This window comes from Streptomyces sp. NPDC054975 (assembly GCF_053609105.1).
The window spans coordinates 15,332-30,388 of sequence record NZ_JBSGWV010000045.1 but is presented as its reverse complement, the minus strand read 5'-3'; the positions used below and the strand labels follow the sequence as shown (position 1 = coordinate 30,388).

Annotated in this window: 10 protein-coding genes; 7 read left to right on the top strand and 3 right to left on the bottom strand. The window is 73.9% G+C overall.

Annotation, left to right across the window (positions count from 1 at the left end; all coding sequences use genetic code 11):
* Nucleotides 1-31: 31 nt before the first annotated feature.
* Both ACWF79_RS28125 and ACWF79_RS28120 read right to left on the bottom strand, forming a co-directional pair.
* On the bottom strand, nt 32-820 hold the full coding sequence (locus tag ACWF79_RS28125; protein ID WP_453730960.1) for a putative hydro-lyase: 789 nt from the start codon (nt 818-820) through the stop codon (nt 32-34).
* A complete protein-coding gene (locus ACWF79_RS28120; protein ID WP_453730959.1) occupies nt 817-2,097 on the bottom strand; it encodes an MFS transporter in 1,281 nt (426 codons plus the stop codon). Before ACWF79_RS28120 ends, ACWF79_RS28125 begins: the two co-directional genes overlap by 4 nt.
* Before the next feature lie 173 nt (nt 2,098-2,270).
* On the opposite strand from ACWF79_RS28120, the gene ACWF79_RS28115 reads away from it, so the two are divergent.
* The 5 genes from ACWF79_RS28115 to ACWF79_RS28095 all read left to right on the top strand — a co-directional run bounded on the left by ACWF79_RS28115 (nt 2,271) and on the right by ACWF79_RS28095 (nt 10,957).
* Nucleotides 2,271-3,002 carry a GntR family transcriptional regulator gene (locus tag ACWF79_RS28115; RefSeq protein WP_453730958.1) on the top strand — a complete coding sequence of 244 codons (732 nt, stop codon included), beginning with the start codon at nt 2,271-2,273 and terminating at the stop codon, nt 3,000-3,002.
* A 148-nt stretch (nt 3,003-3,150) separates the two neighbouring features.
* On the top strand, nt 3,151-4,686 hold the full coding sequence (locus ACWF79_RS28110; RefSeq protein ID WP_453730957.1) for a hypothetical protein: 1,536 nt from the start codon (nt 3,151-3,153) through the stop codon (nt 4,684-4,686).
* Nucleotides 4,683-5,189 (top strand): hypothetical protein, encoded by a 507-nt coding sequence (locus ACWF79_RS28105; RefSeq protein WP_453730956.1) that lies wholly within the window; start codon nt 4,683-4,685, stop codon nt 5,187-5,189. The genes ACWF79_RS28110 and ACWF79_RS28105 overlap by 4 nt, the downstream gene beginning before the upstream one ends.
* Nucleotides 5,186-6,082, top strand: a complete 897-nt coding sequence (locus tag ACWF79_RS28100; protein ID WP_453730955.1) for a hypothetical protein — start codon at nt 5,186-5,188, stop codon at nt 6,080-6,082. Before ACWF79_RS28105 ends, ACWF79_RS28100 begins: the two co-directional genes overlap by 4 nt.
* Before the next feature lie 117 nt (nt 6,083-6,199).
* Nucleotides 6,200-10,957: a hypothetical protein gene (locus ACWF79_RS28095; RefSeq protein WP_453730954.1), complete on the top strand. Its 4,758-nt coding sequence runs from the start codon at nt 6,200-6,202 to the stop codon at nt 10,955-10,957.
* A gap of 61 nt (nt 10,958-11,018) precedes the next feature.
* Here ACWF79_RS28095 and ACWF79_RS28090 read toward each other — a convergent pair whose 3' ends face one another.
* Nucleotides 11,019-11,444, bottom strand: coding sequence for a hypothetical protein (locus ACWF79_RS28090; protein WP_453730977.1), 426 nt, complete (start codon nt 11,442-11,444; stop codon nt 11,019-11,021).
* Between the two features lie 429 nt (nt 11,445-11,873).
* On the opposite strand from ACWF79_RS28090, the gene ACWF79_RS28085 reads away from it, so the two are divergent.
* Both ACWF79_RS28085 and ACWF79_RS28080 read left to right on the top strand, forming a co-directional pair.
* Nucleotides 11,874-14,615 carry a sensor histidine kinase gene (locus tag ACWF79_RS28085; protein WP_453730953.1) on the top strand — a complete coding sequence of 914 codons (2,742 nt, stop codon included), beginning with the start codon at nt 11,874-11,876 and terminating at the stop codon, nt 14,613-14,615.
* A complete protein-coding gene (locus tag ACWF79_RS28080) occupies nt 14,612-15,052 on the top strand; it encodes a roadblock/LC7 domain-containing protein (protein ID WP_453730952.1) in 441 nt (146 codons plus the stop codon). The genes ACWF79_RS28085 and ACWF79_RS28080 overlap by 4 nt, the downstream gene beginning before the upstream one ends.
* Nucleotides 15,053-15,057: the final 5 nt, after the last annotated feature.

The window sequence follows — 15,057 nt, the reverse complement described above, 5'->3', positions numbered from 1 at the left end:
TCCTTCCGTCACGTGCGGCAGTGCGGGCGGCTCAGGCCGCCACGCGGTACTCGGAGTCGCGCACGTCGGTGACGAGCATCCGCCCCGGCGCGTGGGTGATCGCGAACGGCGGCCGCGAGGCCGTCACGGCGGCCTGCGGGGTGACCCCGCAGGCCCAGAAGACGGGCACGTCCCCCGGCTCCGCGACGACCGCATCACCGAAGTCCGGGCGGTCCAGGTCGTCGATGCCCAGCGCCGCCGGATCGCCCGCGTGCACGGGCGCCCCGTGGACGGCGGGCAGCAGCCCGCTGATCCGCCGCGCCGTGTCCACCAGCCCCGCCGGTACGTGACGCATCGACACGACCATCGGGCCGCGCAGCCGCCCGGCGGGCCGGCACGCGCGGTCGGTGACGTACATCGACACGTTCCGGCCCTGGTCGACATGGCGCAGCGGCACTCCGGCCGTCGCGAGGGAGGCCTCGAAGGTGAAGCTGCAGCCGATCAGGAACGACACGAGATCGCCGCGCCAGTAGGCGGTCACCTCGGTCGGTTCGTCGACGAGTCGACCGTGCTCCCAGACGCGGTAGCGCGGGATGTCCGTCCGCAGATCGGCTCCGGGAGCGAGCTCCGTGGTCCACGCCCCCACGTCGGTGACGTCCAGGACGGGGCACGGCTTGGGGTTGCGGGTGCAGAAGAGCAGCACGTCGTACGCCCAGTCCGCGGGCACCGAGATGAGATTGGCCTGCGCGTGGCCGGGAGCCCAGCCTGCCGTGGGAGCGGTGGATCCGGCACGGGCACGCGCGCGTGCCGTCCGCGGGTCGGGAACGGCCGTGGACGTCATACCAGTTCCTTTCCGCGGGTCTCCGGCAGACCGAGCAGCGCGAGGACCGCGAGGCCGTAGCCGATCGCCCCGAAGACCAGCGCGCCGCCGACGCCCCAGCTCTCGGAGAGGAAGCCCACCAGCGTCGGGAAGACCGCGCCCACCGCGCGCCCGGTGTTGTACGTGAAGCCCTGTCCCGTGCCCCGTACCGCCGTCGGGTACAGCTCGGCCAGGAAGGAACCGAACCCGCTGAAGATGGCCGACATGCAGAAGCCGAGCGGGAATCCGAGGACGAGGAGCAGCGTGTTCGCCCCCGGCGGGATGTTCGTGTACGCGAGGACGGACAGCGCCGACAGGGCGGCGAAGAGTGCGATGTTCTTCTTCCGGCCGAGCCGGTCCGTGAGGTATCCGCCGGTCAGGTAGCCGATGAAGGCGCCGGAGATGAGGAAGGTGAGATAGCCGCCGGTGCCGACGACCGTGAGCCCCCGCTCGGTCTTCAGGAAGGTGGGGACCCAGGTGGCGAGGGTGTAGTAGCCGCCCTGCACACCGGTGGAGAGCAGCACCGCGAAGAGCGTGGTGCGCAGCAGCGACGGCTTGAAGATGGCCGTGAACGAGCCGCGCTCGGCCGAGCCGCGTCGGACTTCGGCGGCCTGCGGGGCGTCCTCGACGTTCCGCCGGACATAGACGACCAGCAGCGCGGGCAGGGCGCCCGTCCAGAACATGACCCGCCAGGCGAGGTCGGCGTCGACGAACGCGAAGACCAGGGTGTACACGATCACCGCGAGCGCCCAGCCGGCCGCCCAGGCGCTCTGGATGCCGCCGAGCGTACGGCCCCGGTGCTTGGCGGAGGCGTACTCGGCGACCAGGATCGCCCCGACCGCCCACTCGCCGCCGAAGCCGAGGCCCTGGAGGGCCCGGAAGACCATCAGGGTCTCGTAGTTGGGCGCGAAGCCGCACAGGACCGTGAAGAGGGCGTAGGTGGCGACCGTGATCATCAGCGCCTTCACGCGGCCGATGCGGTCGGCCAGGATGCCGGCCAGTGCGCCGCCGATCGCCGAGACGACCAGGGTGACCGTGGTCAGCAGGCCGGTCTGGCCCTTGTCGAGGCTGAAGTAGGCGGCGATGGCCACCATCGAGAGCGGCAGGGTGAAGAAGTCGTAGGAATCCAGGGCGTATCCCCCGAACGCGCCGCCGAAGGCGCGGCGGCCGCGCGGCCCGAGGGCGCGCAGCCAGGCGAACGCCCCCGTGTCGTCGGGCCGTTCGCCCTGGGTCTGTTGCTGGGTCTGTGTCGTGCTCATCTGCACCTCGCAGAGGGTGAGGAGCGTGCCTGAGAGACGTACTGAGGGACCGTGCGGTGTCGCCAAGGTAGGGGATTGTTGAACGATCCGACAAGAGGCGTGTCGTCACGTTCTTGTTTCCGGGAAGGACCTGCGATTGACTCGGCCGCGTACGTCGAGAGGAACGAGGCACGGTGGGCGGAATCGGCGGAATCGGTGAACCGGCTGGGCTCGGTGGACTCGCTGACGACCGGGCGCTGCTCGGGCGAACCAGCACGGCTGAGCGGGTCGCGGACATCCTGCGCACCCGGATCGCCGAGGGCTTCTTCCCGCCCGGCACCCGTCTCTCCGAGGACGCCATCGGCGGCGCGCTCAAGGTGTCCCGCAACACCCTGCGCGAGGCGTTCCGCCTGCTCACCCACGAGCGGCTGCTCGTCCACGAACTCAACCGGGGCGTCTTCGTCCGGGTCCTGGCCGTCGAGGACGTCGACGACATCTACCGCACCCGCCGGCTCGTCGAGTGCGCCGTGGTCCACGGCCTGGGGGAGCCGCCGTTCGCCGTCGACGGCCTCGTCGCGGCGGTCGAGGAGGGTGAGGTGGCGGCCCGCGCGGAGGACTGGAAGGGCGTCTCCACCGCCAACATCCACTTCCACCGCGAACTGGTGGCCCTGGCGGGCAGCGCCCGCACGGACGAACTGATGCGGGGCGTGCTTGCCGAACTCCGCCTCGCCTTCCACATCGTGGACGACCCGCGCGGGCTGCACGAGCCTTATCTCGTACGAAACCGGGAGATTCTGCAAGCCCTGCGCGCAGGTGACCGCCCGAGCGCCGAACGCCTCCTGGCCCGCTACCTCGACGACTCCCGCACCCGCATCGTCGAGGTGTACGCGAAGGCGGTCGACGAACCGGAGCGGGCGGACGCCTGAGGGGGTGAGCCGGGCGGGCAGGTCTGGGGGACGGAGCCCTGGGGGCGCGCCTCACAGGCCGCGCCCGTGTCGGCACGCCGTCCTGCCCGACGGGGTCGTATCTGCGCCGTTTCGACCGTTGTCAGTTCGAGGACCTAATCTGTGCACCGTGACTTCGCCTGCCTCGACGGACTTCGTTCCGCCCCAGCTCAGCGCGGGGCCGCGGCCCGCGCCGGGCCCGGCCGCCGACGAAGGGCTCGCGCGGCGCCTCCGCGCGCTCGCGTGCACCGCCCCGCTGCACGACCTGGACACGCGCAAGGCGAACCTGGCCGGTGAGTACTCGGTCTACGCGATGGCCGAGGTCGCCCTCTCGGCCATCGACCTCGTCACACTCAACATGGACTTCGACACGGGCGCGGACCACGAGCAGATCGTCGCCCGCCTGCTGCCCCGCGTCGCCGCCCAGGCCCCCGCCCGCCCCGCCGCCGAGCACGACCGGGTCGCGCGCTGGGTCCTGGAGAACCTGATCAACGTCGGCAGCGTGGACCGCGGCTTCCGCGCCGTCTACGGCACCTTCGGCGCGGACGGCGTCTACACCCGCCGCGACTACGACTTCAAGCTGATCGAAGAGGTCCCCGGCTACGGCGGCGGGGTCTACCTCCGTACGACCGACGAAGCGGTCAACGTGCTCGTCGGCGCCCTCGACACCGACGTCACCAGCGCCCAGATCGCCGCCGAGGTCAAGCTGGAGGTCCTGATCAGCCGGGGCCGCCTCGCCGACGCCCAGCTCGCCGCCGAGCAGGCGCGCTACCGCACGGTGCAGTACGCCGAGACCCTCCGCAAGACCCTGGAGGCGACCCGCCGGAACGTGCGCGCGGTGGACTGGCTCCAGGCCGTCCCGGACATGATCGCCGAGGCCCTCGACCACGTGGCCGACCGCTACCGCCACGAGAACGCGATCCTCACCAACATCCGCAAGGCCCGTGACGAGGCCGAAGACCCTGAGCACAAGCGCCGCGCCGCCGAGCTGGTCGACATCGTCAAGGACTGCATCCGCCGCCACACCCAGCTCCAGTCCCGTCTCCTGGAGGCGGGCCCGCTCTTCCGCGCGGAGCAGGACCGGCAGGCCTTCGCCGCCCCGACGTCGTACACCGGAATAGACCTGTACGGTCAGCTCGTCGCGCCGATCCTGCCGCTCCCCGTCGAGCAGGCGACCAGGGTCACGGACGCGTTCTTCGCCCGCGGCACCGGACTGCGCACCCCCGCGTCCGTGCGCGTCGGCGACCTCGTCGACATGCTCCTCACCCCGCCCGTCGAGCGCGAGCACCTCGGCGCCGAGATGCCCGAGCCGGACCTGATCGCCACGCCCGACGACAGCCGCTTCAGCGAGGAGCAGCTGGCGAGCGCGAGGGAGCTGCTGGACCTGGAGCACGACGCCCCGCGCCGCCTCTCCGGCCTGCTCGCCGAGGCCCGCCTCCGCGACCCCGGCGACCCCGACCTCCCGTACCTGGTCGCCCTCCTCGCCGTCCACGCGGCGAGCCCCCCGGTCGGCACGGCATACCGCCAGGGCGAGGAGCGCCTGCTCTTCGCGGTGGACGACGGCACCCAGCTCGACGACCCGGAGTTCGGCGGCGCGGACCTGATAGTGGGTACGGCGCTTCTGGACGCACTCGGCATGGCGGCGGACCGCACGGAGGCCTCATGACCACCGACCAGGCGGCCCCCCGGACGACTACCGAGGCCGTCCTCGCGACGGAGCACGCGGAGGAGGCCCCGACGCCCGGCGCGGACCTGGCCCCGATGACGGAGCTGACCTCAGGCACGGAGCTCACCTCAGGCACGGAGCCGCCCCCGGGCGCGCCCTCGAACCCCGGAGCGAACCCCGTCCCCGACGGCGGCCCGAAGGCGGACGCCGAGCCCGCCCCCGCGATGCCCATTCCCTCCATGGTCCTGGGGGTCGTGCCCGTGCCCCCGTCCACGCCGGCCCGGCGGAGCCCCGCGCCGTACGTGCGGGCCATGCGGTTGGCCGTCACACGCCCGGTCGAGCCCGCGAAGACGCAGCGGCGTCCCGCCGTGCAGGTGACCCCGGTCCGCCTCCCGCTGGCCCGCCCCGTACCGACCGCACCACCGACCGCACCCCCCACGACTCCGTCGACTCCCACGAGCCCGACGACCCGAACCACCCGTACCGAGGAGCCCCAGCCGTGAGCGAACACCACGCCGAGCACGCCGACGCGTGGAGCGAGCCGGAGCACCCGCACACCCCCGCCGCACCGCACGCCGTCACCCCCGCCGACGCGGCCGACGCGGCGCGGCTCGTCTCGTTCGGCCTGCAGCCCAAGCTGCTGCCCGCGCGCGACGCCGAATACACCGAGCTCCTCCGGCGCTACCGCGAGGACCCCGCGTTCGCCCGCCTCGCCGACGCCGTCGCGACCGGCCTCGGACTCGTCGTCCTGGAGGTCTCCCCGCGCGCGGGGATGGCCGTCACCGCCGGCGAGGACTCCGTCTTCGCCGTCCGCATGGGCGACTACGCCCGCCGCGCCAACACCGACTCCGCCGACCGCTTCCTGCACGGCCTCGCCCACCTCGCCGTCGCCGCGATGGCCTTCCCCCGCCCGGAGGACCTCGCCGACGACGGCTACATCGGCCGTCTCACCGTGAACGGCGTCGACGCCTTCGTACGCCAGGCCTGCCGCCGCCTGGAGGAGCGCGCGGAGGAGCAGGGCGAGAACACCGACCCGGCCTCCGACGCCCCCGGCCTGGAGGCCGCCTGGCGGATCTACGCCCGGCGCAGCGCCACCGGTGCCACCAAGGACGCCCGCCGCCTCGCGGGCTCCACCACCGGCATCGTCGGCAAGGCCGTCGCGTTCCTCACCGACTCCGGCTTCCTCCAGCGCACCGGCGACGACGCGGGCGGCGCCTACCGCACCACCGCCCGTTACCAGCTCCAGGTCCGTGACATGGCGGGCAGTGCCGCCATGGCCGAACTCCTCGACCTCGGCGTCGTCCCCGTCAGCGACGGCACCGCGACCCTCCTCCCGCCGCCCGAGGGCGACGACCTGGAGCTCGCCGCCGACGCCGGCCTGCCCTTCCACGCATGACCGCCCCACGCAGACCGCCCCGCGCATGACCGCCCAGGCGTAACCCCCCCCCGTATTCGCCCCCACGTACCGACCAGACTTCAGCAGTTTCAGAAGACGACTGAGAGCCCCGCCGCCATGTACGAGTTGTCCCGGGTCCGCCTCTACTCCATCGGTCCCGCCGGTGCGCGCTACGCCGACACCGTCCTGGACCTGCGCGGAGTCGGCGCGCCCGTGCCCAACCCCGCCCCCACCCAGGCGGAGTTCTTCGAGGAGGAGCCGGTCGGGCCGCCACGCCGCCCCGCCCCGGCGGGCGTGCTCTTCCTGGAGAACGGCGGCGGCAAGTCCGTCCTCCTCAAGCTGATCTTCTCGGTCATGCTCCCCGGCCACCGCAACACCCTCGGCGGCGCGAGCTCCGGCGTGCTGCGCAAGTTCCTGCTCGCCGACGACTGCGGCCACGTCGCCCTGGAGTGGCAGCACACCCTCACCGGAGAGCTCGTCGTCGTCGGCAAGGCCAGCGAGTGGCGGGGGCGCCAGGTCTCCAACGACCCCCGGAAGTTCGCCGAGGCCTGGTACTCCTTCCGGCCGGGCCCCGGACTCAGCCTGGACAACCTGCCCGTCGCCGAGGCCACGTCCGTCCGCCCGCCCGTCGAGGGCGCGTCCGGCGCGCAGGGCCGCCGCCGCACCATGAAGGGCTTCCGCGACGCCCTGACGGAGGCGGGCAAGGCGTACCCGCACCTGGAGGTGTACTGGGAGGAGATCCACGACCGCTGGAACGAACACCTCGGCGACCTGGGCCTCGACCCCGAACTCTTCCGCTACCAGCGGGAGATGAACGCCGACGAGGGTGAGGCCGCCGGCCTCTTCGCGGTCAAGAAGGACTCCGACTTCACCGACCTTCTCCTGCGCGCCGTCACCGACACCCGTGACACCGACGGTCTCGCCGACCTGGTCAGCGGCTTCGGCAACAAGCTCGGCCGACGTGCCGAACTCACCGCCGAGCGCGACTTCACCGCCGGGTCCGTCGACCTCCTCGGCCGCATCGTCGAGGCCGCCGACACCCGGGCACGCGCGCGTGACGTGCACGCGGGGGCCGAGCGCCGCACCCGTACGCTCGCCCGTCGGCTCTCCGCCCGCGCGACCGAGGAACGCGCCCGTACGGCCGAGCTCGCCCAGCAGGTCACCTCCGCCGCGCACGCCGTCTCCGAGGCCGAGTCCGCGCGCGCCCGCAGCTCCCTCATCGCGGCCGAACTGGCCTTCCGCCACGCCTCCCTGGCCCTCACCGTCGCCGAGAAGGGTGCCGCCTCCCAGCGGCGCGAGCTCATCGAGGCCCGCACCCTGCACTCCGCCTGGCAGGCCGCCGAGGCCGTGCTCCGCCACCGGGCCGCGAGCGACCGCTCCGCGCGCGTGGCCGCCGCGATCCGCGAGGCCGAACGCGACGCCGCCCCCGCGCTGGCCGCCCGGGCCAAGGCCGCCGCCGACCTCGTACGGGCCCTGCACGCGGCCGCCGAGGACGGCGAACGGCACGCCGCCGAGGAGGAGGAGCGCTCCGCCGCCCTCCAGGAGGCCGGCGAGACCGCCCACCGCGACGCCACCGTCGCCGCGACCGAGGCCCAGCGCGCCCGCAGCGAGGCCGGCCACCTGCGCCAGCGCCTCGCCGAGGTCGAGCAGGAGACGGCCGAGGCGGTACGGGCGGGCTGGCTCGACGACTCCGCCCCCGACGCCGACCCGGCCCGCGCGGCCCTCGCCGCGAGCGACGCCGAGAAGACCACGGTCGCCGCGTGGGACGCGGCCCGCGACACCGCCCGCTCGGCGGCCGACCGCGCCCGCGAGGCGGCCGCCGCCGAGTCCCGCGCCGAACTCGCCGCGGCCCGCGCCACGGACGCCGCCGAGGCCGCCGAGGCGGCCTACGAAGCCGAACGCCGCGCGGCGGAGTCACTCGCCGGCGACGCGCGCCTCGCCGAACTCCTCAGCCTGCCGCCGCAGTCGCCCGCCCCGCTGCCGGGCCAGCGCGTGGGCGAGAGCGACGGGGGAGCGGAGGGCCCCCCTCGGGCGGCAGCCGCGGACCCGTCGCCCGGCGACTCCGCCCCGGACGGTCGTGACGGCACCGGCGGTCCGCAGGCCCCGCACGGTCCTGAGGGGACCCACGGCCCGCTCACCGTCACCGAGTTCGACCGCTCCGCCGACGAACTACGGCGTCTGCTCGACCAGTCCATCGCCTCCGCCGAGCGCCAGCTCTTCGACCTGCGCACCGCCGCCGCCGACGACTCTCGCATCCTCGGCGCCCTCGGCGACGGCGGGCTGCTGCCGCCGGGCCCGGACGTGCTCGCCACCGTCGAGTACCTCGGCGAGCAGGGCATCCCGGCCCTCCCGGGCTGGCGCTACCTCGCCCAGGCCGTCGACCCGGCCGACCACGCCGCCGTCCTCGCCGCCCGCCCCGAGCTGGTCGACGGTGTCGTGATCACCGACCCCGTCTCGTACGCCCGCGCCCGCGAGGTGCTCAGCACGGCCGCCCTGCTGCCGCGCTCCACCGTCGCCGTCGGCACCGCCGCCGCGCTCCTGGCGCCCGTGCCGAACCCCGCGTCCGGCGACGACAGCAGCGCTGGTGACGTATTCCTCGTGCCGCCGAACCCGGCCATGCACGACGAGCACGCCGCCGACGAGGAGCGGCACGCCCTGCGTGCCCGCGCGGCCGCGCGCGACGAGGAGATCCGTCACCTCGCCGCCCGCCTCACCGGCGACCGCTCGCTCGCCGCCCGGATCGGTTCCTGGCGCGCCGACTGCCCGCCCGGCATGCTCGCCGAGCTCGCCGCCGCCGCCGCGACCGCCCGCGAGAGCGCCGAGGCGGCAGCGGCCACCCTCGCCGAGGCCCGTACGGCACGGGCGGAGGCCGACGAGGCCGCCGCCGACGCCGCCCGCGTACGCGACGAGCGGCAGGAGGCCGCCCAGCGGGCCCGCCGCGCCGCCGACGCCCTCGCCGGCCTGGCGTTCCGGCTGCGTGAGCGCTCCGCCTGGCAGGCCAAGCTCCGTGAACTGGCCGACGACGCCACCGAGTCGGAGGCCCGCGCCCAGACCTGCCTGGAGCGCGCCCGGGCCGCCGACGAGGACCGGCGCGCCGCCCAGCGCGCCGCCGACGACGCCCACCGCACCGCCCGCGCCCTGCGGGCCGAGCGCGCCGAGATCGCGGGCGCCCCCGACCAGCTCCCCGAGGCGGACGCCGACGCCCCGCGCACCGCGCTCCCCACCCTGCGCGAGGCGTACCGCGCCGCGTCCCAGCTGTACGAGAAGGTCGGCGTCGGAGCCGACCTCCGCGCCGAACAGGCCCGAGCCGAGAGCGACGAGTCCGCCGCGCTCGCCGAGCTGGACCGCCTCACCAACAAGGTCCGCGTCCGCGCCGAACAGCTCCTGGAGTCCACGGACGGCGCCGACGGCCCGTCCCGCCAGGCCGCCGCCGCCCGCGCCGAATCCCTCGTCCAGATGCTGGAGACCCGCGCGACCGAGGCGAGCGAGAAGCTCGGACGGCTGCGCGGCGAGGCCGAGCGTCTGGCCCCCGAGGACGGCGAGTCGCACACCGACCTGCCCGAGGACCTCGCCCCCGCCGACGCCGAGCACGCCCAGGCCCTGCTCCGTACCGCGACCACCGAACTCGCCGCCCGCAGCGACGCCCTGGAAGCCGCCCGCACCGCGCACGCCTCCCTCCTGCGGTCCCACCGCGCCGCCGAGGACGCCGCCGGGGGCTTCGACGAGACCGCGGCCCTCCTGCGCGACCTGCTCCGCGACCACACCGAGCACGAGGAGGAGGACGGTCCGGAGCCCTACCCCGGCACGCTGGAGGAGGCGCGGCAGACCGCCGCCGAGGCCCGCCGCTCACTGCGCGGCTGCGCCGCCGACCTCTCCGGGGCGGACGCCGCCGTCCGCGAGGCGAGCGACATCCTCGTCCGGCACGCCAACTCCACCCGCTACGAGCAGGTCCGCACCCCCGCTCGTCAGCAGATCCGCGAGCTGCCCGCCGCCGCGCTGCCCGAGCACGCCGCGAAGTGGGCCGAGGCCTTCGCGCCCCGGCTCCGCGTCCTCACCGACGAGCTGGAGCAGTTGGAGCGCAACCGCGACTCCATCGTCGACCGGCTCCGCGGCCTCGTGGAGTCCGCGCTGACCACGCTCCGCTCCGCGCAGCGGCTCTCCCGACTGCCCGAGGGGCTGGGGGAGTGGTCGGGCCAGGAGTTCCTGCGGATCCGCTTCGAGGAGCCGGACCAGGCCACGCTCACCGAGCGGCTCGGCGAGGTGATCGACGAGGCGACCCGTGCCGCCGTGAGGAAGAACTCCGACCTCCGCCGCGACGGTATGTCCCTGCTGCTGCGGGGTGTTCAGGCCGCCCTTGAGCCGCGCGGCATCGCCGTCGAGATCCTCAAGCCCGACGCCGTACTGCGGGCCGAGCGCGTACCGGTCGGGCAGATGGGCGACGTCTTCTCCGGCGGCCAGCTCCTCACCGCCGCCATCGCCCTCTACTGCACGATGGCCGCGCTGCGCTCCAACGACCGGGGCCGCGACAAGCACCGCCACGCGGGCACGCTCTTCCTCGACAACCCGATCGGCCGGGCCAACGCCACGTACCTGCTGGAGCTTCAGCGGGCCGTCTCGGACGCCCTCGGAGTCCAGCTGCTGTACACGACCGGTCTGTTCGACACGACCGCGCTCGCGGAGTTCCCGCTGGTCATCCGGTTGCGCAACGACGCGGACCTGCGGGCCGGACTGAAGTACATCAGCGTGGAGGAGCACCTGCGGCCCGGCCTTCCCCAGCCGACCGCCGAGGACGGCGCCGTCCACGGCGAGATCACCGCGACGAGGATGTTCCGCCGCTCGCAGGAGGACCAGCCGGCACACGCCGTACAGCAGTGAGGACGGCGAACGGCCCGGCCCCCCTGGGGGACCGGGCCGTTCGCCCTTCCGCCTGCTCGCCTCAGGCCGCCTCGGGCAGCGCCGGTGCTTCCGCGCGCCGCACGGCCGCGGCCTCCTGGCTGCCCGGATCACCTTCCGCCACCCGTGCGGCCTTCTGCGCCCGGCGTCGCTCGCGCCGCGACGGACGTGCCGTGCTGCTCGGCTCGGACACCACTCCGTTCCGCTGCCGCCACACCTGACGCGTCACCCACACATCGAGCACGCTCCAGGTCGCCACGACCGTGCTGCCCACCGTGGACAGCAGCATCGGAAACGCGAGCCACGAACTCGTGACCGCGCAGAAGAAGGCCACCACGGCCTGTACCAGTGTCACCGACGCGATCAGCACGGCCCGTACGGCGGCGGTGCGCACCGGGTCCGGCATACGTCGCCGGCCCTTCTCGTCCTCCACCCACAACTGCCGCGCGGACCGCGCCTCGTACTCCATCGTTTCGTCACTCCCCACCGCTGACCGTCCTCAGGGGTGGCTGCCCGCCTTGAGTGGCTTTACACGGACACACCCCTCCCCGTACACAAGACGATCAGTCGGGAGAAAAGGTTTCCCCAGGTCCGTACCGGAACGAAAAATTCCAGCCATCCGTTCGCCGGTCGACCGGAAAGCCCGCCCAAGTGTCCTGCGCCACATTGCGCAACCCCAACTCCTCGGATAGCGGGACATCTCCTGATCAACACTCACTCAAGAGGCTGAAAATCGCCTGGATGCGCCTTCGGGTTGGCTGTGATGCAGTAGTAGGCTCGCGCCGCCGATTGTTGAAGCTGATGGTTGACGCCTTGTGTTGACGCTGTGTGTTGACGCCACGCGTCGCACAGGAGGACCTCCGCGCCGGGCGGAGGCCCGGCCGAACTGGGGGAGGCCATGCGCTTTCGCGGGAAGTCCATCCGCCGGAAGATCGTGGCGTTGCTGCTCGTACCGCTCGTCTCCCTCACCGGCCTCTGGGGTTTCGCGACCGTGCTCACCGGCCGTGAGGCCGACCAACTCCTCGACGTCGGCTACATCGTCGAGAAGGTCGGCTACCCGATCGAGGACACCGCGCGAGTCATCCAGAAGGAGCGCCGCCAGTCGCTCGTCTACCTCGCCGACCCGCGCGCCGCCGACGCCCTCACCATCCTGCGCCAGCAACGCGAGGCCACCGACCGGCAGATCGCCCTCCTCCGACGCAACGCCGCCGACTCCGGCGTACGGGACGAGATGCGGCCCGTCGCCTCGCAGCGCCTCGACTCCCTCCTCACGGCCCTCGACGGACTGGACGCGCTGCGCCGCTCCGTGGAGAACCGCAGCCTTGGCCGGATCCAGGCGCTCGAGTTCTACAACCGCCTGGTCGACCCCTGTTACAGCTTCCTCACCACCCTCCACGCTCTGGAGAACGTGGAGATGGACAAGCAGGGCCGGGCCCTCGTCGGCGTCACCCGCGGCCGCGAGCTGCTCTCCCGCGAGGACGCCCTCGTCCTGTCCGCGCTCAAGTCCGAGCGCGTCACGGCCGAGGAGATCCGCGCGATCACCGACCTCGTCGCCCAGCGCAAGCTGCTGTACGAGGTGAACCTCGAAGTCCTGCCCACCGTCGAACGCGAGAGGTTCGAGCGGTACTGGGGCAGCCCCGACACCGAGCCGCTGCGCAGCGCCGAGGAGGAGCTGATCGCCGCGGGTCCGACCAAGGACCCGCGCACCGTCACCGCGGAGCGCTGGGAGGAGCGGGCCACTCCGGTCCTCGACGACCTCGCGCGGGAGAACACCGCTGCCGGCGACCGCTACCAGGACCGCGTCCAGCCCGCCGCCTACAGCGTGCTGCTCAAGGCCGGAATCGCCGGCGTCCTCGGCTTCCTCGCCCTGCTCGTCTCCGTCGTCGTCTCCGTCCGCGTCGGCCGTGACCTCGTCCGCGACCTGCGGCGGCTCCGCAAGGAGGCCCAGGAGGTCTCCGGCGTACGCCTGCCGAGCGTGATGCGCCGCCTCGCCGCGGGGGAGGTCGTCGACGTCGAGACCGAGGTGCCGCACCTGCGGTACGAGGACGACGAGGTCGGCCAGGTCGGCCAGGCCCTCAACACCCTCCAGCGGGCCGCCGTCGAGGCCGCCGTCAAGCAGGCCGAGCTCCGGCGCGGCGTCTCCGAGGTCTTCGTCAACCTCGCCCGCCGCAACCAGGTCCTCCTGCACCGCCAGCTGACCCTCCTCGACACCATGGAACGGCGGACCGAGGACACCGAGGAACTCGCCGACCTGTTCCGGCTCGACCACATGACCACCCGCATGCGCCGCCACGCCGAAGGCCTGGTGATCCTCTCCGGAGCCGCGCCCTCCCGCCAGTGGCGCAAGCCCGTCCAGCTCATGGACGTGGTCCGCGCGGCCGTCGCCGAGGTCGAGGACTACGAGCGCATCGAGGTACGCAGGCTGCCCCGGCTCGGCGTCGGCGGCCCTGCCGTCGCCGACCTCACCCACCTCATCGCCGAACTCCTCGAGAACGCGACGGTGTTCTCGCCCCCGCACACCGCCGTGCAGGTCCTCGGCGAGCGCGTCGCGAACGGCTTCACGCTCGAGATCCACGACCGCGGGCTCGGCATGAACCCCGACCTCCTGCTCGACGCCAACCTCCGCCTCGCCGAGACACCCGAGTTCGAGCTCTCCGACACCGACCGCCTCGGCCTGTTCGTGGTCAGCCGACTCGCTCAGCGCCAGAACGTCCGGGTCTCGCTGCAGCCTTCGCCGTACGGAGGGACCACCGCGGTCGTCTTCATCCCGGCCACCCTGCTCACCGACGCCCCCGAGACCGAGGGCAGCGGTTTCCGCCTGGACCGGACCACGCAGGCCCGCGGGCCCCAGGGCCGGTCCAACGGGGTGGGGGCCGACCCGTCGGGGCGCCGTCCCGCGCTCACGAAGGTGCCCACCGGCCCCACCGGCTCCACCCGCTCCGGCGCCCCCTCACTGCTCGACGACGCGCTGGGCGTGCCGCTCGACGGGCCCGTCGAGCTCGAAGCGCCCCTCGGCGCGGGCGGTTTCGACGAGCTGCTCGCCCCCTCCGCGGGGGACCTGGAGGACACCGAGAGCGAGCGCGGCGGCCTCTTCCGGCCCCGGGGCCACCGCCGCGGCCTCGCACCCGCCCCCGCGCCGGACGGCGAGCAGCACCAGCAGGCCCCGGACCAGTCGCCCGACCGGTCCAGGGACCGCGGTCCCGTACCGCTGCCCCGGCGCCGACCGCCCACGCTCGTCGTGGACCGGGGCCGCAGGGTCGACGAACCGGGCCGCGCCCACCCGACCTCCGCCCAGGACTCCGAGCCGCGGGACTCCTCGCGCCTGGGCACCGGCCCAGGCGCCGGCACCCCGGGGCCGCCCACGCTGGTCCCCGTACCGCCCGACGGCCCGGCGCCGTTCGGCGGTCTGCCCCGGCGGGTCCGGCAGGCGAGCCTCGCGCCCCAGCTGCGCGAGGCGGACGAAAGAACCGACTCCACGGCCTCCACGGGCTCGACCGGCCCGGCCGCCACGGAGTTCGAGCGTGACGCCGAGGAAGTGCGCGACCGCATGGCTTCGATGCAACGGGGCTGGCAGCGCGGACGACGGCAGAACGCCCAGACGACAGCACCAGGAACGACACCCGAGGGGGACGGTCGATGACCGCACCGAACGCCACAGCAACCCACACCTCCGGAAACGGCGACGGCGAGCTGAACTGGCTCCTCGACGAGCTGGTCCAGCGGGTCGGGTCCATCCGCAAGGCACTGGTGCTCTCCAGCGACGGACTTCCCACCGGCGCCTCCGCCGACCTGACCCGGGAGGACGGCGAGCACCTGGCCGCCGTCGCCTCCGGCTTCCACAGCCTCGCCAAGGGCGTCGGCCGCCACTTCGAGGCGGGCCGGGTCCGCCAGACGGTGGTGGAACTGGAGGACGCGTTCCTCTTCGTCACGGCGGCGGGCGACGGCAGCTGCCTCGCCGTGCTCGCCGACGCCGACTCGGACGTCGGCCAGGTCGCGTACGAGATGACGTTGATGGTCAAGCGGGTCGGCATCCACCTGGGGACGGCGCCTCGCTCCGGGCTGCCCGCCGGAGGGTGAGTGGG

Bases quoted from the DNA above. Each gene is read 5' to 3' on its own strand.
- ACWF79_RS28125 (WP_453730960.1), bottom strand. From the start codon at position 820: ATGACGTCCACGGCCGTTCCCGACCCGCGGACGGCACGCGCGCGTGCC.
- ACWF79_RS28120 (WP_453730959.1), bottom strand. From the start codon at position 2,097: ATGAGCACGACACAGACCCAGCAACAGACCCAGGGCGAACGGCCCGAC.
- ACWF79_RS28105 (WP_453730956.1), top strand. From the start codon at position 4,683: ATGACCACCGACCAGGCGGCCCCCCGGACGACTACCGAGGCCGTCCTC.
- ACWF79_RS28095 (WP_453730954.1), top strand. From the start codon at position 6,200: ATGTACGAGTTGTCCCGGGTCCGCCTCTACTCCATCGGTCCCGCCGGT.
- ACWF79_RS28090 (WP_453730977.1), bottom strand. From the start codon at position 11,444: ATGGAGTACGAGGCGCGGTCCGCGCGGCAGTTGTGGGTGGAGGACGAG.
- ACWF79_RS28085 (WP_453730953.1), top strand. From the start codon at position 11,874: ATGCGCTTTCGCGGGAAGTCCATCCGCCGGAAGATCGTGGCGTTGCTG.
- ACWF79_RS28080 (WP_453730952.1), top strand. From the start codon at position 14,612: ATGACCGCACCGAACGCCACAGCAACCCACACCTCCGGAAACGGCGAC.